The following is a 24123-nucleotide window of genomic DNA, read 5'->3' as shown; positions in this document are numbered from 1 at the left end:
CCGTGGGCGGTTAGTGCGCCTGCGCGGTCTGGGCCGGGCCCGCGTGTTTCTCGAGGAACCGTGCCACGCGGGACAGGAACTCGATCACATTGTCACGGCGTACGAGCGAGTGGCCCTCGTTCTCCGCCACCATGTACTCCACGGGGATCTTCCGCTCCCGCAGCGCGTGGACGATCTGATCCGACTCACTCCGAGGCACCCTCGGGTCATTCTCGCCTGCATAGACGAAGAGCGGATCGACGATCTGGTCCACGTCTCGCAGGGGGGAGATGGACTCCAGGAAGGCCGCGTCCTTCTCGGGGTCGCCCATCTCCAGGAGGAACAGCTCGCGGATGAAGCCGCTGGTGGTTGCCATGAAGGTCTTCATGTTCGCGACGCCGTACATGTCCACGCCCGCACGCCACAGGCCGGGCATGCGCGTCAGTCCTACCAGCACGGTGTAGCCGCCATAGCTGGCGCCGTACACAATGACTCGGCTGGGATCCGCCCAGGGTTGAGAGGCGGCCCATCGGCCGGTGGCCTCGATGTCCTTGAAGGCCTCCATGCGCCCGCGCCCGTTGTCCGCCGCCTCGAAGGCACGGCCGAAGCCCCCCGAGCCGCGGACGTTGGGCTCCACCCACGCATAGCCCTGCGACAGGAAGAAGGCGGCGGGAGCGGCCCAGCGGATCTTCGCGCCGCCTGCGGGCCCACCGTGGTACGCGACGATGACGGGCAGCTTCCCCGAGCGCCCCTTTGGCAGGTACACGTTGATGGGCAGTGTCAGCCCGTCGTGCGCGCGGATCTCCGTGATGCTCGCTTCGATCGCGGGGACCTGCTTGAGCGAGGGTCGCGGCTCCTTTCGCAGCGGAGTGGCCTTGCCCGTCTTCACGTCGATCACCCACGCGTCCGTGGGTGCGGCAGGCGTGGACCAGATGGCGGTGAGCTTGCGGCCGTCCTCGGAGAAGCCCTGCGCGCCTCCGAGGCCCAGCGGCATGGCCACCGGGGCGAGCGGCTTCAGCGTGCGCGCATCCAGCAGCCGGAGCTCGCTGTGGTTGCCCGCATCCAACGTGAGGGCGAGCACATGGCCGGTCTTCGCCGCCATCACGAGGCGGATGGGCGCCGTGGTGGGGTTCGTCACCACGTAGCGCGCCAGCTCCTTGCCGCTCTGGGCCTCGAGCGCCAGCAGCAGGTTCTGCTCTCCGCCCGCGTCGGTGGCCACGAACACCGTCTTGCCGTCCGCGGAGAACCGGGCGGCGGTGATGGTGACCTGGCTTGGAGCCAGGGGATAGAGCTGCCGGCTCTGGCCCGTCGCCGTGTCCAGGTTCAGCAGGTAGTTCTCCGAGCCCGTGAGGTAGCGCTGGAACAGCAACTGCTTGCCATCGCGGCTCACGTCGGTGAGGAAGCCCGGCTTGTCGTCGCGGTAGAGGACGCGCGCGGCCCCTCCGGTGATGGGCACCGCATACACGGCCGCAGGCACCTCCTCCTTGCGGCGGCCGCTGAAGTAGACGGTGCTGGGGGCCAGCTCGGGCAGGAGGGGAGAATCCCGATTCATCGTCTCGCCCGGCGTGAGCTCCACGGGCGCCGATCCATCCAGCCCCACCTTGAAGATGGACCAGTTCTCATCCGCTCCCTTGTCCGAGAAGAAGAGGAGCGATTGGCCATCGGGGGTGAGCGCCTCGATGCTCATGCGCTCGGGCCACGTCACCAGGCGCTTCGCTGCGGAGTCGGGGCGCGCGGCGTCCGCGACGTAGATCTGCGGCAGTCCGTCCCGGTTGGAGACGAAGACCACGCGTTTGCCGTCCTGCGTCAACAGCGCCTCCGTGTTCATGAACGCGTCCACGAGCGGTGTCACGTGGCGTGCGAGCTCGGCAATCCGCGCCGCGTCCGCTCCCGAGGGCACGTCCGGCTCCTGCTTCGCCACGCCCTCACTCCCCGAGCGCCCCGATACTGAGGGTGCGGAGGGATCCGCTCCCGTGGGCGAAGCAGCGCCGACTTCGGCCGAGTGCGTCCCGGCGACGGGCGCGGCCTCGGGCGAGGGCGGGGGCGTGCTGGCACAAGCGGCGAGCAACAAGGCAAGCGCGAGTGGGTAAGGGAAGGTACGCATGGGCTGAGGGACCCTAGCAAGTGGGGGCCCTACTTGGGAGGAGGGGCCGCGACATCCATGCTTGCGGGGGTGGGCGAGGCAGTGTTGAGTTCGCTTGCGACGCTCAAAGGCCTAAGGAGCCTTCATGTCATCTGCTGCACCTTCTGAATGGAAGGGACCCGCCTCGAACCGCCAGTTCATGGGGCATCCGGTGGGGCTCTTCGTCCTCTTCTTCACCGAGATGTGGGAGCGCTTCTCGTATTACGGAATGCGCGGGCTGCTGAAGCTCTACATGGTGAACTACCTGTTCATCTCCGTGCGCCAGACGCTGCAGGGCAAGGCGTTCGACGGCTCGGGCAATCCGGACGACGTGCTGGGCTGGGGCTTCATCCGGTCGCTGCTGCCTACCATTGATCCCGCGACGCTCGATGCGTGCGCGGCGGAGAAGGCGAAGGTGCTGCTGGCCAGCAATGCGGGCATGGCGGCCGAAGTGGCGAACACCATCGCCCGGCAGACGTGCAGTGTGGAGCCCAACGCGTCGCTGCTCTACGGCCTCTACACGGGCTTGGTGTACCTGACGCCGGTGTTCGGCGGGCTCGTGGCCGACAAGTACCTGGGACAGAAGAAGTCCGTTTACGTGGGCGCCATCATCATGGCGCTGGGGCAGTTCGTGCTGTTCGGGGCCGACAACCTGTTCTTCGTCGGCCTGCTGCTGCTGATCATCGGCAACGGCTTCTTCAAGCCGAACATCTCCACGCAGGTGGGCAACCTGTATCCGCCGGGGGACTCGCGGCGGGACGGTGCCTTCACCATCTTCTACATGGGCATCAACATCGGCGCGTTCATCTGCAACTTCGTCTGCGGCACGCTGGCGGCCGTGTACGGGTGGCGCTATGGCTTCCTGGCTGCGGGCATCGGCATGTGTATCGGCCTGGTGGTGCAGATGCTGGGCAAGGAGTTCCTGGCGCCGGACACGCTGCAGGAGCGCAAGCAGGGCGCCGTGGCGCCGCCGAAGCAGAAGCTGACGAAGAACGAGTGGAACCGGGTGTGGGCGCTCATCGCGCTGTGCTTGCTGAACGTGGTGTTCTGGGCCGTCTACGAGCAGCAGGGCAACACGATGCAGACGTGGGCCGACGAGAAGACGGCGTGGCCGTCGTGGGCCTCGTCGACGTGGTTCCAGTCGGTGAACCCGTTCTTCATCTTCGCCTTCGCGCCGTTCCTGGATCGCTTCTGGGCGATGCAGGCCAAGAAGGGCTCCGAGCCGTCCTCGGTGGCGAAGATGGCCATTGGCTGCTTCATCCTCGGCGGCTCGTTCATCGTGATGGTGGCCGGAGCCAGCATCGTGGGCGATGGCAAGGGCAGCCTCTTCTGGCCGGTGTTCTGCACCATGCTGCTGACGGTGGGTGAGCTCTACCTGTCGCCCATCGGTCTGTCGCTGGTGACCAAGGTGGCGCCCGTGCGCATCGTCTCGCTGATGATGGGCATGTGGTTCCTGTCGAGCTTCCTGGGCAACGTGCTCTCCGGCTACATCGGCCAGTTCTACACGTCGATGTCCAAGGACGCCTTCTTCCTCATGCTGATGGTGCTGGGCGTGGGCGCGGGCATTGCCATCGCGCTGTTCAACAAGCCGCTGAAGAAGGCGATGCAGCCCGAGGAGCCGCCGCGGCCCGCTTCGACGGTGAGCGGCACCGTGACGTAACGAGGGCCGAGGCCCCCAGCGGCAGGGGACTGAGGAACGCTCCCTCAGTCCCCGCGGTGACCGCGGCTACAGCTCGTCGAGGAACTCGTCGTTGTAGGTGTACCGGGTGAGGCGCTTGCCCAGCGCTTCCATGGCCTCCACCGGCTTCACCGAGAAGAGCATCTGCCGGAGCTTCTTCACCTTCTCGTACTCCTTCTGGGTGAAGAGCTTCTCCTCCTTGCGGGTGCCGGACTGGGCAATGTTGATCGCCGGGAAGATGCGCTTCTCGGCCAGCAACCGGTCCAGCGTCACCTCGGAGTTACCGGTGCCCTTGAACTCCTCGAAAATCACTTCGTCCATGCGGCTGCCGGTGTCGATGAGCGCCGTGCCGATGATGGTCAGCGTGCCAGCCTCCTCGGTGGCGCGCGCCGCGCCGAAGATGCGCTTGGGGCGCTCCAGCGCGCGGCTGTCCACGCCGCCCGTCAGCGTGCGGCCCGAGCTGTCCACTTCCTTGTTGTAGGCCCGCGCCAGGCGCGTGATCGAGTCCAGCAGGATCAGCACGTCCTTGCCGGCCTCCACCAGCCGCCGCGCGCGCTCCAGCGCCAGCTCCGCCACCTTGAGGTGATCCCCCGTCGGGCGGTCCGAGCTCGAGGCCAGCACCTCGGCCTTGATGCTCCGGCGCATGTCCGTGACTTCCTCGGGGCGCTCGTCGATGAGGAGTACCATCACGTGGATCTCGGGGTGGTTGGTGATCACCGCCTGAGCAATCCGCTGCAGCATGATCGTCTTACCCGTCTTCGGCGGGGCGACGATCAGCGCGCGCTGGCCCTTGCCGATCGGGGCAATCAAGTCCAGCACCCGCGTCACCATCTCGCGGTGGCCGTGCTCCATCTTGATGCGCTCGAGGGGATCCACCGAGGTGAGATCCGCGAAGTGCGGGAGCCGGGGCGCCCCGTCCAGCGGGCGGCCGTCCACCGTGTCCACCTTCTGGATGACGCCCTTCGTGCCGCGCATCTGCGCGAACGCGGTGACGTACTGGCCCTGCCGCAGGCGCAACTTCTGCACCAGGTTCTTCGGCAACTCCGGGTCATCCGGCGAGGGCAGCAGGTTCTTCTTGAGCTGCCGCAGGAACGCGTTGGGCCCCTTGGCCTCCGTGTCCAGCACGCCCTCCACGGGCGTCAGGTTCTGCTGCGGCGCGGCCTGGCTCTGGCCTCCGCCGTGGTGCTGCCGCTGGCCATGCTGCTGCCCGCCGTGCTGCGCGTGCTGCCCAGGCGGGGGGCTCTGCTGTTGCTGCTGCTGCTGGGCGAGCCGCTGCTTGTACTGCTCGAGCTCCTGCGGCGTGAGGAACACCTGCACCATCTGCCCGTCCGGCCCCGGCTGCGTCCGGTAGGCCTGGCCCTCGGGCGTGAAGTGCACCTGCGCGCCACGGCGGCGGCGGCGGCGGCGGCGGCGGCGGCCTCCTGGCCCGGCCTGGCCACCAGGGCCGGGCTGGCCTCCTGGACCGGACGCCCCGGAGGCGTCGCCTCCCTCATCAGGACCCTCGTCGTCTCCGCCGTCATCCCCGCCGTCGTCATCCATGACGGGCGGCTCGGGCCGAGCGGCCTCGGCGGGAGGGGGCGGGGCAGGGGGACGGGGATCAGTGTTGTCGCTGTTCTCGCTCATGGAATTCCGAAGGCTCTGCGCACACGGAGCCCTGCCTGGGCAGGGCGCGCACGACTCGACATGTGGGACAGGGAGCCTGACGCGGGGTGCTCGAGGCTGCCTGCGCTCCATGCGCGGGTCCTCGAGACCGAAACCGCCGGTCCCTGGAACCCTCCAGCGGCCCGAAAGCCGGCCCGAGGGCAACATTCACATTACCAGAGACCCACGGAGAGCCCGCAGAATTTCTTACCCTCTGTCCAGAGGGAGACTCACTCCACGGTGAGGGTGAAGGGCATGGCGGCCTTCAGCCCCGGCTCCAGCCACCCGGCCGTGAGCCCGGACTCCCGCAGGAGCGCCTGCAGCCCTGGCGGCAGGGCAGGCTGAGCAGGCTCGGGGAGCAGCCGGGTGAGCACGTTCGGCTCGCCGCCCAGCGAGGAGAACAGGCCCCGGGGCTCGCCGTACACCACCAGGTCCACTTCCTCCGAGGCCTCCACCTTGGCTCGGGTCCGCGCCGCCTCCACCGCCTCCATGAAGCCGCCCAGCCTGTCCACCAGCCCCTTCGCGTGGGCGTCCTTGCCGGACCACACCCGGCCCCGGGCGATGGCGTCCACCTGGGACTTCTCCATCTTCCGGCCCTGGGCCACGTAGGTGATGAAGTCGTCGTAGGTGGCGTCCACCCAGGCCTGGATCGCCGCCTGCTCCTCGGGCTTCCACGGGCGCCAGTAGTCCAGCATGTCCGCCAGCGGGGCGCGCGGGAGGTTCTCCTGGGTGATGCCGAGCTTGTCTCCCAGCAGGCCCTGCAGCGCGGGCTTCAAGTAGAAGACGCCGATGCTGCCGGTGATGGTGGTGGGGCCCGCGAAGATCTCATCCGCGCCCACCGCTGCGTAGTAGCCGCCGGAGGCCGCCACATCCCCCATGGAGGCAATGACGGGCTTGCGCTTCTTGGCCTCCGTCACCGCGCGGTACATGAGGTCCGAGGCGAGCACGTCCCCTCCGCCCGAGTCCACCCGCAGCACGATGGCCATGACGGAGGGATCCTCCTGCGCGCGCTGGAGCGCCAGGACCACCGTCTCCGCTCCGGCGATGCGCGAGAAGCCCAGCGGATCCTCGCGGCTCTTGCCTCCGGCGATGGTGCCCAGGATGGGGACCACGGCGATGCGGCGGCGGCGGCCCCAGAGCGTCTCGCGCTCGCCGCGAGGCCGGTAGTTCGCCGCGTAGGTGGCGCCCGGCACCAGGTTGTAGACCTTCTGCTCCAGCTCGCTCTGATCCTTGAGGATGCCGTCCAGCAGCCCCAGCTCCTGCGCCTTCTTCGCGGGGATGAGGCCCACGGACCAAACCTCGCGGAGGCGGCCCTCGGGCAGCTTGCGCATGAGCGTCACCGCCTGCTCGTACCAGGCCACCTCCACGTCCAGCAGCGCGCTCACCGTCTCGCGCTCGGCCGGGCTCATGTCCTTGCGCGTGAGCTGCTCGGGAGCCGTCTTGTACTCGCCCACCCGGGCCACGTCCCAGCTGACGCCCAGCTTCTCCATCGTCCCGCCCACGCTGACGACGCTTGCGGACAGGCCGTTGAGCAGCAGCGAGGACGCGGGCAGCGCGTACACCTGGTCCGCCGCCGAAGCCACGAGGTAGCCCTTGTCGTCGCACGAGAGCAGCACGGCCATCACCTTCTTGCCGGAGCGGCGCAGGCGCATCACGGCCTGGCGCAGCTCCTCGGCCTGGCCCCAGCCCACGCCGGGCAGGCCCTCCATCTTCAGCACCACGCCGCGCAGCTGTGGATCCTTGATGGCCAGGTCGAGGAAGCGCATCAGCGCCAGGTACGGATCGTCTGCCGAGCCTCCCAGCAGGGACACCGCGAGGCTCGTCCCTCCGGTGAGCCGGTCGTTGAGGTCCACCATCGCCACCACGCCCGAGGACAGGCCCAGCGCGCGGTACTTGTCGCTGGACAGGCGTACCGCCAGCACGTGGTCCAGGCCTCGGTCCGTGCCGCCCGCAGCGTAGGTGAAGCCAAAGTGCGAAGTGTCCAGCGTCGCGGACAGCTGGAACGCCAGCTCCTGCCCGCTGCGAAGGCCGTGCGAGAGGCCTCCGCCCAGCCGCAGCCCCGGCCACACCTCGGCCTTCAGCGCGTAGGTGAGGCGCCCCTCGTCCAGCCCCCCCGAGCGGAACAGATAGTCCACGCCCAGCGTGTAGCGGTCGCCGAAGGGCCGCACGCCAATGCCGAGATCAAAGGTGCGGACGACACGGTACTCGCCTTGCTCGGGCTCGTTGATGTCGCGGGCCACCACGCTGTAGGAGAACCCGCGCCAGGGCCGCGCGGACAGGCCGATGTCCCAGCTGGACAGCTTCTCCACGGACTCATCCGCCGAGCCGAACGCGTGGTACGTGGCCCCCAGGGCCAGCGTGTCCGTGCCCAGTGAGAAGCCCAGCGAGCTGCGGCGGTAGTCCGGCTCGGTGCGGTTGCGCAGCCACTCCACGCCGTAGCCCACGCCCACGGCACCCAGCAGGGTGGTGCCCACGAAGAGGCCGGTGCCGACCTGATCCTGGACCCGGTTGCGCTCGTGGAGAAAGAGCAGCTGGGGCCCGTCCACGAAGCGCAGGCTGCCGGGGTTGAGGGAGAGGGCGGTGACCTCGTCCACGGTGGCGGTGGACTCGGTGGGCACCGTCACGCCGCGAGAGCTCACCAGCGGCCGGATGATGGCGTTGGCCTGAGCGAGTGCGGCGGACGGAAAGAGGAGCGGCGGGAGCAGGAGCAGGGCCAGGAGGCGCATACGCCTCGGGACTCTAGGCCGCTCCCGCCCCAGGCGGACAAGCGCCGCGAGCTACCAGTCTTCAGTTCCGTTCACTCCGTCGAGCGGGTCGCCCTTCTTCTTCTTCTCGGTCACCTGGCGGCCGCGGCCTCCCTGGTCCTCCCCGTTCCACTCCTCCATGCCGTGGCGGTTCTCCAGCGGGTCCGAGGCCTTCACCTTCTGCTCCCCGCCACCCATGCCGTTGTTGACCAGGTAGTTCACCAGCCGGCTCATCTCCTGCTTCTCCTGGCCGAACTCGTCGCCCTGGAGGACGATCCGGCGGCCAGCGAGCTTCTTTCCATCACGCAGGTCGAAGAAGCCCACCACCAGCTCCGTGCCGTTGGGGCCCAGATCCTTCACCGTGCCCAGCAGGCCCCGGTCGATGGACAGGGCCTTGCCCAGGGTGACCGAGGACGGGCTCGGCGTCGTCTTGACGATCTCGCTGGCCACCTTGTCCAGCTGCGAGTCGTACTTCTTGTAGTTGTTGGTCGGGGAGAGCTCGGCGGTGATCTCCGCGTCGTCCGGTGTCACCTCGATGATCTGGCCGTGCTGGCGGAAGCCGGGGCGGCTCAGCTTGATCATGTGCTTGCCCACCTGCATGGCCGGGAGCGTGAACGGCGTGTAGCCCTGGAACTCTCCATCCAGGTAGACGCGGGCGCCCAGCGGCTGGGTCTTCACCGTGACGGTGCCGCGCAGCGACGAGCTGCGGCTGGTGGCCACCGTGGCGCGCAGAGCGATGAAGTCCTTGTTGTAGCGCTTGGTGCTCAGCTCGAACGTGGGGTTGAGCGCCATCAGGTCCACCAGGTTCAGCTTGGCCTCCTCGGTGTCGCCGCGCAGGTAGAGCACGGCGGCGTACAGCGCGGTGGCCTCGCACAACTCCACGCACGAGCCCATGGCGCCCACGGCGCCCTGCAGCTCCTTGAGGGTGGCGCGCAGCTTGCGCTCTGCGTCATCGTAGTCGCGGGCGTTGTAGGCCTCGAGGCTCTCCTCGAGCCCCTTCTGCCCGCGCTTGAGCGAGGCTGCGGCCTCGTCATCCGGAGGCATGCCGAACAGCTCCTCGGGCTTCTTCACCGTGAAGCCGGCGAACTGCTCCAGCGCCTCATTCATGTACGTCTCGAGCCTGACGCTGTGGCCCTCCGCCCCTTGGTCCATGGGGATGAGCAACGCGCTGATCCGGCGCGGCGTAGGGGGCGGCGCGGCCAGGGCCACAGCGGGGAACAGCACAGCGAGTACCAGGGCTTTCATGGGGAGACCTCGACACCTGCCGGACGCGGGCCGGAAGGCTGTCATTCAATCCGCTAGAAGCCAATCCCCGGCAAGCCCGTGACCGGACCCAGCGGGCCACCCTTGTTACTCTGGGTGGCGTACAGGATACCGCCCGTGACGACCGCCGCACCTCCGACCACCGCGGCCCAGAACCAGGGCTTCTTGACGAGCTGCGGCATCTTCGAGTCGGAGCCCGAGTCCGCCAGCAAGCGCCCGGTGAGGAAGCCGTGGACGCGGTCCGCGGCGGCCACGGTGCTGTGCTCCGGGCTCTTGGACTGGAGCTCAATCTCCACGCCCCGCAGCCGGTTCTTCGTGCGCACATCCCACACCTGCAGCACCGCCTCGGGGGACTTCTTCTGCTGCACCGCGGCAAGGACCACGTAGCGGGCGCCGAGCTTGTCCGCGAGCGCCGTCAGCTCCGGGGGCATCTTGTCGGAGTCGAAGGCCTTCTCGGTGGAGGCGCGGGTGGCGGTGGCGATGGCCTCGGCCAGGGCGGGCAGCGGCTCGAGCTGGGGCTTCACCTCGGCGGTCCTCTCGGAGGCCACCTGGGGATAGGAGGCGTAGGGCGCGTAGCCGGGCAGGGTGATGAGCACGGGGTGGCGGCCCGGGTGGACGGGCACGTTCTTCAGCGGCGTGACACCCACGTCCTCTCCGCGCACGGTGACGCGGGCGCCCGAGGGCTTCGAGTCGATGTCCAGCGAGCCCGGCTTCTGCGAGTTGAACTGCTGCTGCGCGTCCGTGAAGGCGGTGTGCACGTTCGAGTCGAAGAGGCCCTGATCGGGCTGGGTGCCAGGGTCGGCGGCCAGAGCGCGGAGGAAGGCATTCTTCGCGCCCTCCTTGTCCCCATTGAGCAACTGCGAGGCGCCCAGGAAGATGAACGTCTTGGCCAGGCGCTGGGGCTTCAGCGAGGCCGGGTGCTTCTCATAGGCCTCGGCCGCCGAGGTGAACTTCCCGGCTGCGGCCTCGGGATCCAGGTTGTCGTAGGCCTCCTTGCCCTGCTCATAGAGCGCGTCGCCCTCTTGGGTGGAGGGGGGCTCGGGGGGCGGGAAGACCGTGGCCAGATCCACCAGCGTCACGTCCGGCTTGCTGCCGAGCAGGCGAGCAAGCTCGGCCTGGAGGCGGATGGCGGCGGGCTCGGCGCCGGCGGAGCGGGGGATGGCAAACACCACGGCGGCGTCGCTGGGAGCGGCCCGGACCGGGGCATCAGGCTTCGCGAGAGCCTCGGGCTTCGCGTCGCGGGCCGGCTTGGACGCGGCCTCTGGAGCAGCCGCCGGCTCGTCGGGAGCGTCGGAGGCCGGCTCCTCGGGAGCGGCGACGGGTTGGGTGACAGCCGGCTTCTTCGGCTTGGTCTTCTTGGACCGGCGTGAAGTCTGAGCCTCCGCGGAGAGGCCCAGGGTCAACATCAGGACGAGGAGAAGGCGTACGGTAGACACGGGCGCGGATGCTACCCGACCCGGCCCCCCGGACACCATTCCCCAGCCGGGAGAAGCCGGGGTGGGCCCAACTCCCCCCTCACAGGAGGAAGCGGATCAGACGTCCAGCTCTTGGACTTCGCCCGCCCGCTCCATGATGAACTTGAACCGGGCGCTGACGTCCTTGCCCAGCAAGTCGTTGATGACGCGGTCCGTCTCCAGGGGGTTGTCGATGGTGACCCGGAGGCTCTTGCGGTTCTTGGGGTCGAGCGTGGTGGTCTTCAGCTCGTCGGCGGTCATCTCGCCCAGACCCTTGAAGCGCATGATGTTGGGCTTGGCGTTGCCCTTGGTCTTCTCCCGGATGATGCGGTCGCGATCCGCCTCATCCAGCGCCCAGTACGTCTCCTTGCCGAGCTCCACCTTATAGAGCGGAGGCTGGGCGATGTGGACGGCGCCGCTCTCGATGAGCGGGCGCAGGTGCCGGAAGAAGAAGGTGAGCAGCAGCGTGGCGATGTGGTGGCCGTCGCTGTCGGCGTCCATCATCAGGAAGACACGGCCGTAGCGCAGCTTGGAGATGTCGAAGTCCGAGCCGATGCCGCAGCCCAGCGCGCTGACGATGTCCTGCAGTTCCTTGTTGCCGGCCACCTTGTCGGTGGAGGCCTGCTCGGCGTTGAGCACCTTGCCGCGCAGCGGGAGGATGGCCTGGGTGCGGCGATCTCTGCCCTGCTTGGCGGAGCCACCTGCGGAGTCACCCTCGACGATGAAGAGCTCGCTGGTGCCGGGATCCGTGGAGGAGCAGTCGGCCAGCTTGCCGGGCAGGTTGAGCCGGTGGCTGATGGCGGACTTGCGGCTCACGGCCTGCGAGGCGGCGCGGCTGGCCTCGCGCGCGCGGGCGGCGAGGACGATGCGGGCCACCACCGCCTCGGCGATGCTCTTGTTGTCGTTGAGCCACTTCTCCAGCGCGGGGCGCAGCACGCCGTCCACCTGGCCGGTGACTTCCGGGTTGTTGAGGCGGCCCTTGGTCTGGCCCTGGAACTGCGGCTCCACCACATAGACGGAGAGGATGGCCGTCATGCCCTCGCGGATGTCCTCCGCGGTGAGGGTGACGCCCTTGGGCGTCAGCTCGTGCGTCTCGATGTAGTTGCGCACGGCCTTCACCACGGCGCCGCGCAGACCGGCCTCGTGGGTACCGCCCTGGGCGGTGGGGATGCCGTTGACGTAGGAGCGGATCGTCTCATCCGTGGCCTCCGTCCACACCAGGGCGGCCTCCAGTCGCACCTCGTTGTCGCGCGAGTGGTAGAAGCCGGTGCTCCCAGCCGGAACCACGGGCTTGGCGCGCTCGGCCACCCACTTGGTGAGGTACTCGGCGATGCCGCCGTCGTGCTTGTAGGTGACGTGGACGTGCGGATGGGCCGTGTTGTCCGTCCAGACAACCGTCATGCCCTTGTGCAGGTAGCTCTTGGCCTCCAGGCGCTCGCGGATGAGCTCCGCGTCGAACTTCTGCTTCTCGCCGAAGATCTCCGGATCCGGCTCGAAGGTGGTGGAGGTGCCGGTGCCGCGCACTGGGCCGCCCTCGACCTTGAGCGGGGTGGTGGCCTTGCCGCGGGCATACGTCTGCACGTGCTTCTTATGCTCGCGCTTGATCTCCACGATCATCTTGCGCGCCAGGGCGTTCACCACGGACGAGCCCACGCCGTGCAGACCGCCCGAGTGGATGTAGTTGCCCTGCTCGAACTTACCGCCCGAGTGCAGCGTGGTGAGGATGACCTCCACCGCCGGCTTTTTGTACTTGGGCATGATGTCCACGGGGATGCCGCGGCCATTGTCCGTGACGGTGATGGTGCGGCCATCCTTGTGGAGGGTGACTTCCACGGTGGTGGCGTAGCCGTTGATGACCTCGTCCACCGAGTTGTCGAGGATCTCCCACAGCAGGTGGTGATAGCCCGTGCTGTCGGTGCCGCCGATGTACATGGCCGGGCGCTTGCGCACCGGCTCCAGGCCCTCGAGGACCTGGATGTCTGCACCTGTATAGGTTTCCTTCTTCGTCGCCATGGTGTCCCTCGGCTAATCCTTCTTCTGCTCGGGCAGCGGGATGAAGGTGACGGGGCGAATCACTTCCTTCACCGCATCCTTGCGCGACATCTCGTGGCCCTTGCCGCCGCGGCCCGTCACCTCGTACTTGCCGGGGTTCAGGGACAGCTTGCGGCCCTTCTGCGTCTCGAACTCGATGGACTTGTCCTTCTGGCCCGGCGGCACCGAGAGGAACTCCACCACGCGGTCGCCGTCCTCCACCTTGATGACCATCACGCCCTTGCCCGGTCCCTGCAGCTCGTTCACCTCGTTGGCCTTGCAGACCAGGGCGCTCGTCTTGTCGGTGAGCACCGCGAGCAGGTCCTTCTCGCCCACCGGCTGCACGCCGATGATCTCATCGCCCTCACCCGTCTTGGCGTAGCGGCGGCCCGAGCGGGTGGAGACCTCCGTGTGGCCCTCCAGCGCGAAGCGCAGGCCCAGGCCGTCCTTGGTGACGGCGACGAGCTTCTCCGGCTTGGACAGCCGCCCGTCCAGCGACAGCGCGCCGACGATGCGCTCGTTGTCGTCGAACTTGAACAGCTTCTGCACCGGGTCGCCGTAGCCGGTGGAGGCCGGCACGTCGTTGAAGCGGGTGACGTAGGCGGCGCCCATGTTGCTGAAGAGCACCAGGTTGGCCTTCAGGCTGCCGGCCAGCACCGTCATCACCGCGTCGCCCTCGCGCAGGCGGGTGGTGGACGGATCCTTCACCTCGCGCACGCGCTTGATCCAGCCGTCGCGGGTGAGGACCACGTGGGCGTCCTCGTCGGCGATGAAGGCCTCTTCGCTGAACTCCACCTCTTCGGAGCCGGCGCCGCCAATGCGCGTGCGCCGCTTGTCGTTGTAGGCGGCCTTGATCTCGTCCAGCTCGCTCTTGACGGTGCCCCAGATTTTCTTCTTGTCCTTGAGGATGCCCTCGATCCGCTTGATCTCGGCGCGCTTCTCCCCGAGCTCCTTCTCGACGACCAGGATCTCCAGCCGGGCCAGCTTGTAGAGCTTCATCTCCAGGATGGCGTCCACCTGGATCTCATCCAGCTTGAAGCGGGCCATGAGCTTCTTGGCCGCGTCCTGCTTGCCCTCGGACGCGCGGATGATTTTGATCATCTCGTCGAGCGCGTCGTAGACCTTCTCGAAGCCCTCGAGGATGTGGACCCGCTTCAGCAGCTCGCCCAGCTCGTGCTGGAAGCGCTTGGTCACCACTTCGAAGCGGAAGTCCAGGAAGTACTGGAGGATGCTCTTGAGATCCAGCCGCTGCGGCGCGCCCACCTCGGGGTTCTCGGTGGGCACCAGGCAGGTGAGGTTCACGCCGAACGTCGTCTGCAGTGGCGTGTGCTTGTAGAGGTACGCCATCACCAGCTCGGGGCTGGCGTCCTTCTTGATCTCCAGGACGATGCGCACTTCCTTCGTGGACTCGTCGCGCACGTCCAGCAGCAGCGGCAGCTTCCGCTCGCGCACCAGGTCGCCAATCTTGGCCACCAGGTTGCTCTTGTTCACCGTGTAGGGAATGGACGTGATGACGATCTGCTGGCCACCGCGCTTCATGTCCTCCAAGTCATACTCGCCGCGGATGCGGACGCTGCCCTGGCCGGACTCGTAGATCTCCCGCAGCTCCTGCTTGCTGTTGAGGATCTGCCCGCCGGTGGGGAAGTCCGGGCCCTTGATGAACTTCATCAAGTCGCGCACCGAGGCTTCCTTGTCCTGGATGAGCATCACCAGGGCGTCACACAGCTCGCCCAGGTGGTGGGGCGGGATGTTGGTGGCCATGCCCACGGCGATGCCGGTGGTGCCGTTCATCAGCAGCTGCGGCACGCGGGCGGGGATGACGATGGGCTCGAACAGCGTGCCGTCGTAGTTGGGCCGGAAGCCGACGGTCTTCTTGCCCAGCTCGGCGAGCAGCTCGTTGGCGATGCCCGCCATGCGGCACTCGGTGTAACGCATGGCCGCCGCGGCATCGCCATCCAGCGAGCCGAAGTTGCCGTGGCCGTCCACCAGCGGGTAGCGCAGGGAGAAGTCCTGGGCCATGCGCACGAGGGCGTCATAGATCGCCGTGTCGCCGTGCGGGTGGTACTGGCCCATGATGGTACCGACCACCTTGGCGGACTTCTGGTACTTGGCGTCCTGGGTGAGCCGGTGGTCGTGGTACATGCCGTACAGGATGCGGCGCTGCACCGGCTTGAGGCCGTCTCGCACGTCCGGCAGGGCGCGCGAGGTGATGACCGACAGCGCGTAGTTGAGGTAGCGCCGGCGGGCCTCCTCGGCGAGGGGAGCCGCGATGGAGTCTCCACCCCCGCCGCTGCCGCCCGCCGTGGCACCACCTCGGCCGCCCCCGTTGCCCGAGGCGTCCTGCTTCTTGCGTGTCTTGGAATCGGCTTGTGCGAGCATGCTCATGTGTTCAGGCAAAGGAACGTCCGTTCCCCGAACCCGGCGCGCGCCCTGCGCACTCCGCAATTCAAGGATGCGGTGTGTCGTCTGGCGGCCCGCCTACCATGGCCGACTGACAAAGGGAACGAATTCGAGGGGTTGCAGCCTCTCGTGATCCGGACACCTATACAGGTGTTCAGTTCATGGTGCCAATAAAACCCGCTCTCCCAGCGAGGAATTCAAGGACCGGGAGGCTTGCTTGCCTGGAGGGTGATCGGGACAGCGGGCGTCAGAAAGATGTGCCCAGGTGTGTGGAGAGAGGGCTGAACGCTACCGGCGGATGCCCTGGGAGCCCGGGTTGACGCCCGAGCGAGGGATGCCCTGGGAGCCCGGGTTGACGCCGGGGCGAGGGCTAATGCCCTGGGAGCCCGAGTTGGGAGTGGACGTGGGAGTACCCGCCTCACTGGGCCTGCCCCAGCCCTTCTTGCTGCCGCTGCCACGGAAGATGCGGACGTTGGCGTTGGAGCCCCCGCTGAGCATGCCTTCAATGGTGGCCACGAGCGCCTTGGCGGCGGGCGGGTGGTAGACGACGCGCACCTTGCGGCCGGAGGGCAGGGTGGGGCCGGTGGTGTCGATGAGCAGGTAGACGGTGTTCCCGTCGATCTGCACGCGCTCGGGGTCCTGGTTGTTGTCGTAGTCGGCGAGCGCCTCGCCCTCCTCCACGGTCTTGGCCTCGCCGGTGAGCTGTCGCACCTTGACGCGCAGCACCGAGGTGGAGCTGTCGCCCCTGTACTCGCGGGAGCCTTGGATGACGACGACCATGTCCGCGCCTGTCTCGGGGAGCTTCTTGCCGAGCTGGATGCCGGTGGTGGTGTTGTTGTCGGTGTCCAGGAAGAGGGTGGCGTTGGCGCAGCGAGTCTTGCAGGCCTCACCCCAGGGCTCCTTGTCGAAGCGCAGGCGCATGGCGAAGTCGCTGCCCTGAGGGCCGATGGTGGCGTCGACGATGACGGGGCGCTGATCGTCTCCGTCCTCCTTGGGCGGGGAGTACTTGAAGGTGGAGCGAGGAGCGGCGGCAACGCTCGCGGTGGCAATGAGGGTACAGGCGAGCGTCAGCAGCGGACTCTTCAAGCGGGGCCTCCGGGGGATGGGCTAGGGATGGGCTGGGAAGGCAGTATGCAGGATTATCAGCCAGGGAGGTCATTCATGGAGAGGCCTTACATCCATCAGCTCAAGCTCGGGCCGATGGACAACTTCGTCTACTTGGTGGGGGTGCAGGGGTCCCCCGAGGTGCTGGTGGTGGATCCGGCCTGGGAGGTGGGGGCGATCGAGCAGGCGCTGGCCGAGCAGGGCAAGCAGTTGGTGGGGGCGTTCGTGTCGCACTGCCACAAGGACCACATCAATGGGCTCCCGGAGCTGCTGGCCCGGCACGATGTGCCCGTGTACGCGCAGCGCGAGGAGGTGGCGTTCTCGGAGGATCTGCGCTCGCTGGCGGGCGACGCGCTGAAGGCGGTGGGGCCAGGAGAGGCCATTCCGGTGGGAAGCCGGAGCTTCCAGGCGCTGCACACGCCGGGGCATACGCCGGGCTCGCACTGCCTGCTGGCGGGGGATGCGCTGGTGTCCGGGGACACGCTCTTCATCAATGGATGCGGGCGGTGCGACTTGAGGGGCGGCAGCCCGGAGGACATGTACCGGTCGCTGAGCCAGGTGCTGCTGAAGGTGCCGGACGAGACGCGGCTGTGGCCGGGGCATGACTACGCGGAGGTGCCGGTGGCGGCGATGGGGGAGGTGCGGCGCACGAACCCCTACTTCGCTTTCCCGGACGTGGCCGCCTTCGTGGCGTACCGGATGCGCCCTCGCCGGTGAGGGCGCAGGGAGACCCCTTCAGCGGGCTCAGCGGCGCTGGGCTCCGGGGGCACGCGGCTGCACGCGTGTCTCCTGCTCACTGGGGGGCTTGGGTGCTCCGGGCTCGATGATCTGCGTGGTCTGGTCTGCGGCGCTGGGCTGCGGGGGCTGCTCGCGCGTGCGCAGCGCCTCCACTTCGGCGGGCGTGGGATCGCTGAGCTCCAAGAGCCCTCGTTCGCGCGTCCATCGCTCCGAGAAGTTTTCGCGCAGCCAGCGCTCGAGCTCTACCGCCGGCAGCTCGTTCCGGACCGGATCGAGCGCTCGCTGAAAGGCCCTTGCGTCGGCGAAGCGCCGCTCCAGTTGGGGGTGAAGCGCGACGGCGAGAACCTGCCGGAGCCGCTGGGCTGCGGCGGGTGCCTCAGGCCGCTCCAGACGCGGCAGCTGGAGGCTCTCAGCGGAGACATCGGGGAGCGCGCCGAACAGCAGCTCGTAGAGGACACAGCCGAGCGCGAAGAGATCGCCGGAAGCGGTTGCCTCGCCTCCCTCGCGTCGCTCAGGCGGCATGTACGGGGCCTTTCCAATGACGAGGCCGACCTGCGTGAGCCGCGGCTCCGACGGCATGGGGCTGGAGGTTGTCGAGAGGACTTGCTCCTGGGCCTCTCCAGCGCGATGGGCAATTCCGAAGTCGACGACCTTCACCACCCCGTCAAATGACACGAAGAGGTTGTCCGCGCTGATGTCGCGATGGATCACGCCCTGCTCGTGTGCGTAGGCGAGCCCGCGCAGGGACTGCTGGCAGATCTCGACGATGACCTCGAGCGGCAGCGAGCCTCCTTTTTCAACGCGCCGGACGAGGTCGAGCGCGTTCACGCCGCTCAGGTACTCCATGACGATGAACCAGGCACCGTCGATCTGCCCGAGATCGTAGACCGAGACGATGTTCGGATGATGGAGGCGCGCGGAGGTACGGGCTTCGCCGATGAATCGCTGGACCTGGACCGCCGGGTCGTCGGCGTCATTCTCCAGCATTCGCTTGAGGACGACGAGCCGGTGGAACCCCGCGCGCCCGGTGCGTACCGCGAGCCACACCTCACCCATGCCGCCGCGTCCGAGCTGGGTGAGCCGTCGGTAGCGGTGAATGCCGGTGCCGAGGTCCGCGCCCCGGAGCGAGCGCGCGGTGAGAATGGCGAGCGAGGTGGAGGCGAGGAGCAGGAAGGGGAGGCCCACGAGCACGAAGAGGGGACGCCCCGGGAGCCAGCCCACGTCAATGGCGAGCTCACGGCCGAGGAGCAGGAGCGCGAAGAAGGAGGCGGCGAGCACGGCCACGGCCATCGCGCCGCGGCGCTTCAGGAGCCGGACGGCTTCGAAGGCCCAGGTTCCGGCGACACAGGTGGCGAGCAGCCAGAACAGGGGAAGGCTCAGTCCTGCGGCGGCAGGCGCGGGCGCTTCCAAGATTCCCTCTGGCGCGGCCACTCTGAGGAGGGACCACGCCACATCCAGCACTCGCACCGCACCGATGACGAGGGCCACTCCCAGCAGGGCGCGTCGCCACCGTGTGAGCGGGACATCCAGCAGCGACCAGACGGTGCGAAGGAGGGTGTAGGGGAGGGGAATGGAAGGAAGGACGCCGAGGAGGAGCCAGGGGCGTGTATCGGCGGTCAGGACACCGGCTTGGTAGCTGGTCAGGCCGGTCGCCATGCTGAGCACGGCGAACCCGAGGAAGCTTGAGGCGAGCCAGAGCTGAACCGCTTGGGAGCGCACTGCGGCCCAGGTGGCGAAGTGCAAGAGGGCGAGGACGAAGAACGCACCCGCGAGCGCGAAGTGCAGCACGGTGTAGGAGGACACGGGGCCGGAGCGTAGTCGGCCCGAGGGCTCCCCGTGAAGCGCAGGCGGCTGTCAGAGGCGGCCGGCCGATGACTGCCGTTCCGTTCTCAAGGTCTACAGCAACGATCAGCTCGGCATCGCCGCCTGTGTGACCGCGCTCCTCCGTCAGCACTCCGTCAATGTCGAGGAACTGGAGACGCGGACGATGTTCGTTCGTCGCGCTGCCTACCCCGCGCGCTGTTCGTTCAATGCAGGCCTACGGCCTCCTTCAGCTCGCGTGCCCGCGCTTGGCTGCGCTTGAAGATGGTGGGTTGCAGTGACGTGTCTGGCGGGATGGGCATCCAACCGAAGTAGCGCTCCTCTTCACCTCCAGCATTCTTGCCCGTAGCGCCAAACACGACCGTTCCCTGAAACACCTCTACCCACGGAGCGCACTCATCCATCGAAAATCGCTGCACCTTTGCGTCGAGCGCACGAGCCCACGCGATGCATGGGAACTCCGAACATTCTACAGCGAAGACGTTGATTCCCATCCCGCATACCCTCGCAGCTTCAAGCGCGACCCGCTGAAATGCTTGGGGGGTGTACGCTGTGGGGATATCAGGAGGAAACGGCAGCGGGGCAGATTCTTCAGGTTGGGTGCCGGGCGGCACTGGCGTGATGATCACGGGTTTTTCGACAGGGGCGGGCGCTGCGCGCGCCGCCGTAAGTTCCTTCTCAAGGCTTGCGATGCGGCGCCGCAACGTCTCGATTTGAAGTGGGTCTGCCTTTACTGTCCCATTGCCGAGAGGCGGCGGGGCCTGCGGTGATGGGTCGACCCTGGCTGCTCGAGGGGAGGGTGGCTGATCGGTGCCACCCAGGCTGAGCAGCGCACCAATTACCGCAATGCCTCCAGCGAGGACTCCTGCCAGAAGCCAGCGCTTGGCGTCTTCACCCACAGCAACACCCTTCGCACGGATCAAGACAAAGCGACACAGGGTTCAATTGCCTCTCTGGCCGCGCGGGATCAGCGGGGGATGCAGCACGAGCCACACGCCAGGAAGACACAGGTGCCGCAAGCTTGTTGAGTTGGGCATGTCACGCAGCACCGTACTGGGCTCGAGGTTCCGGGTGTGGAGGCATTTTCCTCCCGCGAATCACCTAGAGTCTGGGATGCACTCTGCAACTCGATCGAAGGGCTGGAGGCAACCGCCTTCGCAGGAGTGAGAATCAAACCCGTAGAGCCACCCAGTACAAGACCCACAACCAATGCTGCGATCCGTACCATCGTCAGACTCCTCTGTTTACCGCGAGTGTGAAGTGATGGCGGAGATGATACTGCGAGTGTGGGTGGCGGGTCCACGTTCGCTAACGTTAGGCGCCACGAACAGCCAGGTGGAACGATGCCGTCCTGGGGATGCTCGATTCTGGGGTCGGGCTTGTTACGGATCGTGACGCGGTAAGGACCGTCATAGGTGAGTGCGCTCATGCCCGAGCCACTGGCTCTTTCGTACGAGAAGACCCTCAGGAGCGTCGGGCCGAGGACAGCGGCGGCATGCGCATCTGCGGGGACCGGGGGTCCGCGTGCATCGACTTGTATGCGGCCCAACCCAAGAGGCTGACTCCCATCAGCGTCCAGATCACCGCCCAGATGATGGCGGGCACCCACGTTTGCTGCGACAGCAGTGCCGCGTCGCTGATGTCCCGCACCCGGCTGTCCCAGAGATCGCTCCGGAAGTCGAACAGCGCGTACAGGGCCGTGAAGGCCGCCAGGAAGAGGTTCACCACCTCCACCGCTCCCTCTGGGAGGAACTTCGCCGCCAGCCCCAGCACCACCGACGTGCCCAGGCAGAAGGCCAGCGTGAACATGTCTCGCGCGTACAGCAGCCCCATCACCGCCAGCCAGACGCACGCCGCGCCCAGCACGAGCCGTCGCAGCCGGAACCGGAAGGTCGCCAGCAGCAGCACCGCTCCCATCACCGCGCTGCCCAGGTAGCCTGCCGAGAAGACGATCACCTGCCGCAATACCCCCGGTGGCAGCATGGAGAAGCACGCCCCGGACTCGTCCGCCTTCAGGGTGATCTTGTCCACCGAGCCGCCGACGATCAGGCTGGCGATCGCGTGCCCGCTCTCGTGCATCATCACCACCAGCAGCTTCACGGGCCGCAAGAGGGGCGAGTCCCAGAAGAACCAGCCCAGGCCTAGAAACACGAGCAGCAAGGCCACTCGCCCCTTGTCCAGCTTGGCTCCGCTCGCGGTCTGCATTTCGTCTTCCTCCAGCTTCGGAACACGCCTGCTCGCAGCATCTTCCACTGAAAACGACCTGACCGCACACAGGGGGTCGCCTGCGGGCCTTAGACGGGGTAGGGAAAGGCCCTATGAAGAAGACACTCCTGCTCCTCCTTCTGGTTGCAGCCCCGGCCCTCGCCGGAGAGGGAAAGTGGACCCCCCAGCAAGTCCTCGAGCTCGATCCCTCCTGGCTCAAGGCCCAGGGATTGGAAGTCCCGCCTCAGCGGCTGTGGGACCCCAAGCGGGGAACGGGGCTCCTGGCGGGCGCTGTGAACGTGGGTGGGTGCTCGGGCGCTTTCATCTCCTCCACCGGCCTGATCATCACCAACCACCACTGCGTCTTCTCCATCGTCCAGGAGCACAGCACCCCCCAGCGGGACCTGATCACCCAGGGCTACCTCGCCACGAGCCGCGAGGCGGAGCTTCCCGGCAAGGGCGCTCGCGTCCAGGTGCCTCGCAGCTTCACGGACGTCACGAAGGAGGTGCTGGCCGCGGTGCCTGCCGGCGCGGATGACCTGACGCGCTACAAGGCCATCGAGCGCAAGCAGAAGGAGCTCGTCGCCGCGTGCGAGAAGCGCCCGGCCACCCGCTGCCAGGTGTCCACCTTCGATGGCGGGCTCCAGTACGTGCTGGTGGACGCGGTGGAGCTGATGGACGTGCGGCTCGTCTACGCCCCGCCGCGCGCTGTGGGCGAGTACGGCGGCGAGGAGGACAACTGGATGTGGCCTCGCCACACCGGCGACTTCTCGATCATCCGCGCCTATACGGCTCCGGATGGCTCGGCCGCGCCGTACAGCGACAAGAACGAGGCGTACAAGGCCGAGTTCTTCTTCCCGCTGGCCACCCAGGGCGTGAAGCCCGGGGACTTCGCGATGGTGCTCGGCTACCCGGGCACCACCTACCGAGCGCTGCTGGCCGATGAGATGGCTCAGCGCCAGTCGCGCGTGTATCCGCGCATTATCGACGTGTACGGCGAGTCCATCCGCATCCTCGAGGAGGTGGGCGAGAAGGACCCCGCTGGAAAGATCGCCGTCGCCTCCACGCTCAAGAGCCTGCACAACCGCTACAAGAACTCGGGCGGCCAGCTCGCGGGGCTCAAGCGCGGGCGCATCATCGAGAAGCAGCGCGAGGCCGAGGAGACCGTGGCCCGCTGGGTGGAGAAGAACGGCAAGTTCCCCGAGGCCCAGCGCGCCCGCACGGAGCTGCTCTCCTCGCTGAAGGACACGGACAAGACGTTCGAGCGCGAGTTCCTCCTCAGCAACCTCCGGGCGGGCGCGCGCGGTGTGTCCATGGCGGTGACGCTGTCGCGGCTGTCGCGCGAGCGGGCCAAGCCGGATCTGGAGCGCGAGCCTGAGTTCATGGAGCGCGAGCAGCCCCGGCTCAAGGACCAGCTCGAGCGCGAGCAGAAGAACCTCTTCCTCCCCGCCGAGCTGCGCCTGTTCCAGGCCTTCGTGAAGCGCGCCCTGGCGCTCGGGCCCGAGGAGCGCATCGCGGCGGTGGACAAGCACTTCGGCGCCAAGGCCACGGAGAAGCAGGTAGCCGCGAAGGTCGCCACCATGTACGCGGGCACAAAGGTGCTCACGCTCGCGGACCGCCTGGCCATGTTCGGGGAGACCGAGGCCCAGCTCACCGCGCGCAAGGATCCGTTGCTGGCTTTTGGGCTGGAGCTGGCGAAGGAGGTGACCGAGCTGGACGAGCTGAGGGATCGCCGGGAGGGCGCCGCGTTGCGGCTGCGTCCCGAGTGGCGCAAGGCCGTGCTGGCCCAGGCGGGCAAGCCCGTGGCGCCGGATGCCAACAGCACCCTGCGGGTGACCTTCGCCAAGGTGCAGGGCTATTCGCCGCGCGATGGCGTCATCTACACCCCGCAGACCACGCTCACGGGCATGGTTGCCAAGCACACGGGCGCCGAGCCCTTCAACGTGCCGGCGAAGGTGCTCGCGGCGGTTGAGGCGAAGAAGCTCGGCCCCTGGGTGGATCCGGCGCTCAAGGACGTGCCCGTGGACTTCCTGGCGGACGCGGACACCACGGGCGGCAACTCGGGCAGCCCTACGGTGAACGGCAAGGGCGAGCTGGTGGGTGTGAACTTCGACCGCGTCTGGGAGAACGTGGCCAATGATTTCGGCTACAACCCGGATGTGGCCCGCAACGTGAACGTGGACGTGCGCTACGTGCTGTGGATGCTGGATCAGGTGGAGGACGCGGATGCGCTGCTGCGCGAGCTGGGCGTGCGCAAGGGGCCCGCTACCGTCAAGGAGGCACGCTGATGGCGGACACTCCCACGCCCGAGCTTCCCGTCTTCCAGCCGCAGGAGAAGGTCTGTGGCAACTGCAAGCTGTGGAGTGCGCACTCGGTAGACCACCGCGGGTGGGTGGGGCCGTGCCGCATCTACCCAGGACGAGGGCTGTTCCCGCCCTCTGCGCCCATCTGTGACAAGTTTGCGCCCCGTGGCGGAGTGACGGTGCCCCAGGCCGAGCCGTCCGCGCGGGCTCGGGCCGCGCGCAGCGTGGCGCCCGTGGTGCGGCGCAAGAGTGACCCCAACGAGATCGTCGACCTTGGAGACCTGAACATGACGCGTGAAGAGCTGATGGAGATCTTCCGGGAGGCCGCTGGCGAGACCGAGGCGCCGCCCCTGGCGGGCAAGTGGGAAGGCGGCACGCTGCGGCTCATCCCTGGCAAGACGGACCTGCAGGCCAAGGACCTGCCCATCGACAGCCTGTTTCACAAGGTGGTGATGGTGAGAGACAGGTTGCGCACGCTGGAGCAGAAGCTCAACGCGCACCCGAAGCTGTCGGACGCCGAGAAGGTGGAGATGCAGAGCTACATCACCCGCGTCTACGGCTCGCTGACGAGCTTCAACATCCTGTTCCGTGAGAAGGACGACCAATTCGTGGGGCAGAAGTCCGAGGAATGAGCCCCGGC

Annotated in this window: 15 protein-coding genes; 4 read left to right on the top strand and 11 right to left on the bottom strand. The window is 67.6% G+C overall.

What is annotated here, in order from left to right; all coding sequences use genetic code 11:
* Positions 1–10: 10 nt before the first annotated feature.
* Positions 11–2083, bottom strand: coding sequence for an alpha/beta hydrolase family protein (locus DB31_RS35420; protein ID WP_044196351.1), 2073 nt, complete (start codon positions 2081–2083; stop codon positions 11–13).
* A gap of 124 nt (positions 2084–2207) precedes the next feature.
* Between DB31_RS35420 and DB31_RS35415 the strand changes: the two genes are divergently transcribed.
* Positions 2208–3761, top strand: a complete 1554-nt coding sequence (locus tag DB31_RS35415; protein ID WP_044196350.1) for a peptide MFS transporter — start codon at positions 2208–2210, stop codon at positions 3759–3761.
* A gap of 66 nt (positions 3762–3827) precedes the next feature.
* Here the strand turns inward: DB31_RS35415 and rho are convergent, their stop codons facing one another.
* The 7 genes from rho to DB31_RS35380 form a co-directional block, all read right to left on the bottom strand.
* Positions 3828–5402 (bottom strand): transcription termination factor Rho, encoded by a 1575-nt coding sequence (rho, locus tag DB31_RS35410; protein ID WP_075306378.1) that lies wholly within the window; start codon positions 5400–5402, stop codon positions 3828–3830.
* Positions 5403–5650: 248 nt separating this feature from the next.
* On the bottom strand, positions 5651–8146 hold the full coding sequence (sppA, locus tag DB31_RS35405; protein ID WP_044196348.1) for a signal peptide peptidase SppA: 2496 nt from the start codon (positions 8144–8146) through the stop codon (positions 5651–5653).
* A 51-nt stretch (positions 8147–8197) separates the two neighbouring features.
* Positions 8198–9409, bottom strand: coding sequence for a PEGA domain-containing protein (locus DB31_RS35400; protein WP_044196346.1), 1212 nt, complete (start codon positions 9407–9409; stop codon positions 8198–8200).
* A gap of 53 nt (positions 9410–9462) precedes the next feature.
* A complete protein-coding gene (locus tag DB31_RS35395) occupies positions 9463–10863 on the bottom strand; it encodes a PEGA domain-containing protein (RefSeq protein WP_157232326.1) in 1401 nt (466 codons plus the stop codon).
* Positions 10864–10959: 96 nt separating this feature from the next.
* Positions 10960–12894, bottom strand: coding sequence for a DNA gyrase/topoisomerase IV subunit B (locus DB31_RS35390; RefSeq protein WP_044196342.1), 1935 nt, complete (start codon positions 12892–12894; stop codon positions 10960–10962).
* A gap of 12 nt (positions 12895–12906) precedes the next feature.
* Positions 12907–15291 (bottom strand): DNA gyrase/topoisomerase IV subunit A, encoded by a 2385-nt coding sequence (locus DB31_RS35385; RefSeq protein ID WP_157232325.1) that lies wholly within the window; start codon positions 15289–15291, stop codon positions 12907–12909.
* A 309-nt stretch (positions 15292–15600) separates the two neighbouring features.
* Entirely contained in the window at positions 15601–16398 is a 798-nt protein-coding gene (locus DB31_RS35380; RefSeq protein WP_063769295.1) for a hypothetical protein, read from the bottom strand.
* A gap of 75 nt (positions 16399–16473) precedes the next feature.
* On the opposite strand from DB31_RS35380, the gene DB31_RS35375 reads away from it, so the two are divergent.
* Entirely contained in the window at positions 16474–17133 is a 660-nt protein-coding gene (locus DB31_RS35375; protein ID WP_044196338.1) for an MBL fold metallo-hydrolase, read from the top strand.
* A 27-nt stretch (positions 17134–17160) separates the two neighbouring features.
* On the opposite strand, the gene DB31_RS45545 is transcribed toward DB31_RS35375, so the two are convergent.
* The 3 genes from DB31_RS45545 to DB31_RS35360 form a co-directional block, all read right to left on the bottom strand.
* A complete protein-coding gene (locus tag DB31_RS45545) occupies positions 17161–18957 on the bottom strand; it encodes a serine/threonine-protein kinase (protein ID WP_075306376.1) in 1797 nt (598 codons plus the stop codon).
* Positions 18958–19181: 224 nt separating this feature from the next.
* A complete protein-coding gene (locus tag DB31_RS49280; RefSeq protein ID WP_157232324.1) occupies positions 19182–19898 on the bottom strand; it encodes a hypothetical protein in 717 nt (238 codons plus the stop codon).
* 541 nt (positions 19899–20439) lie between these two features.
* Positions 20440–21180: a M50 family metallopeptidase gene (locus tag DB31_RS35360; RefSeq protein WP_044196334.1), complete on the bottom strand. Its 741-nt coding sequence runs from the start codon at positions 21178–21180 to the stop codon at positions 20440–20442.
* 113 nt (positions 21181–21293) lie between these two features.
* On the opposite strand from DB31_RS35360, the gene DB31_RS35355 reads away from it, so the two are divergent.
* Both DB31_RS35355 and DB31_RS35350 read left to right on the top strand, forming a co-directional pair.
* Positions 21294–23468, top strand: coding sequence for a S46 family peptidase (locus DB31_RS35355; protein WP_044196332.1), 2175 nt, complete (start codon positions 21294–21296; stop codon positions 23466–23468).
* The gene (locus DB31_RS35350) at positions 23468–24115 is read left to right on the top strand and encodes a hypothetical protein (RefSeq protein ID WP_044196330.1); all 648 of its coding nucleotides are present in this window, start codon (positions 23468–23470) and stop codon (positions 24113–24115) included. The genes DB31_RS35355 and DB31_RS35350 overlap by 1 nt, the downstream gene beginning before the upstream one ends.
* Positions 24116–24123: the final 8 nt, after the last annotated feature.

It is taken from the genome of Hyalangium minutum, from assembly GCF_000737315.1.
GTDB lineage: Bacteria > Myxococcota > Myxococcia > Myxococcales > Myxococcaceae > Hyalangium > Hyalangium minutum.
The sequence above is the reverse complement of the archived record's forward strand: the minus strand, read 5'-3'. Positions and strand labels throughout refer to the sequence as shown.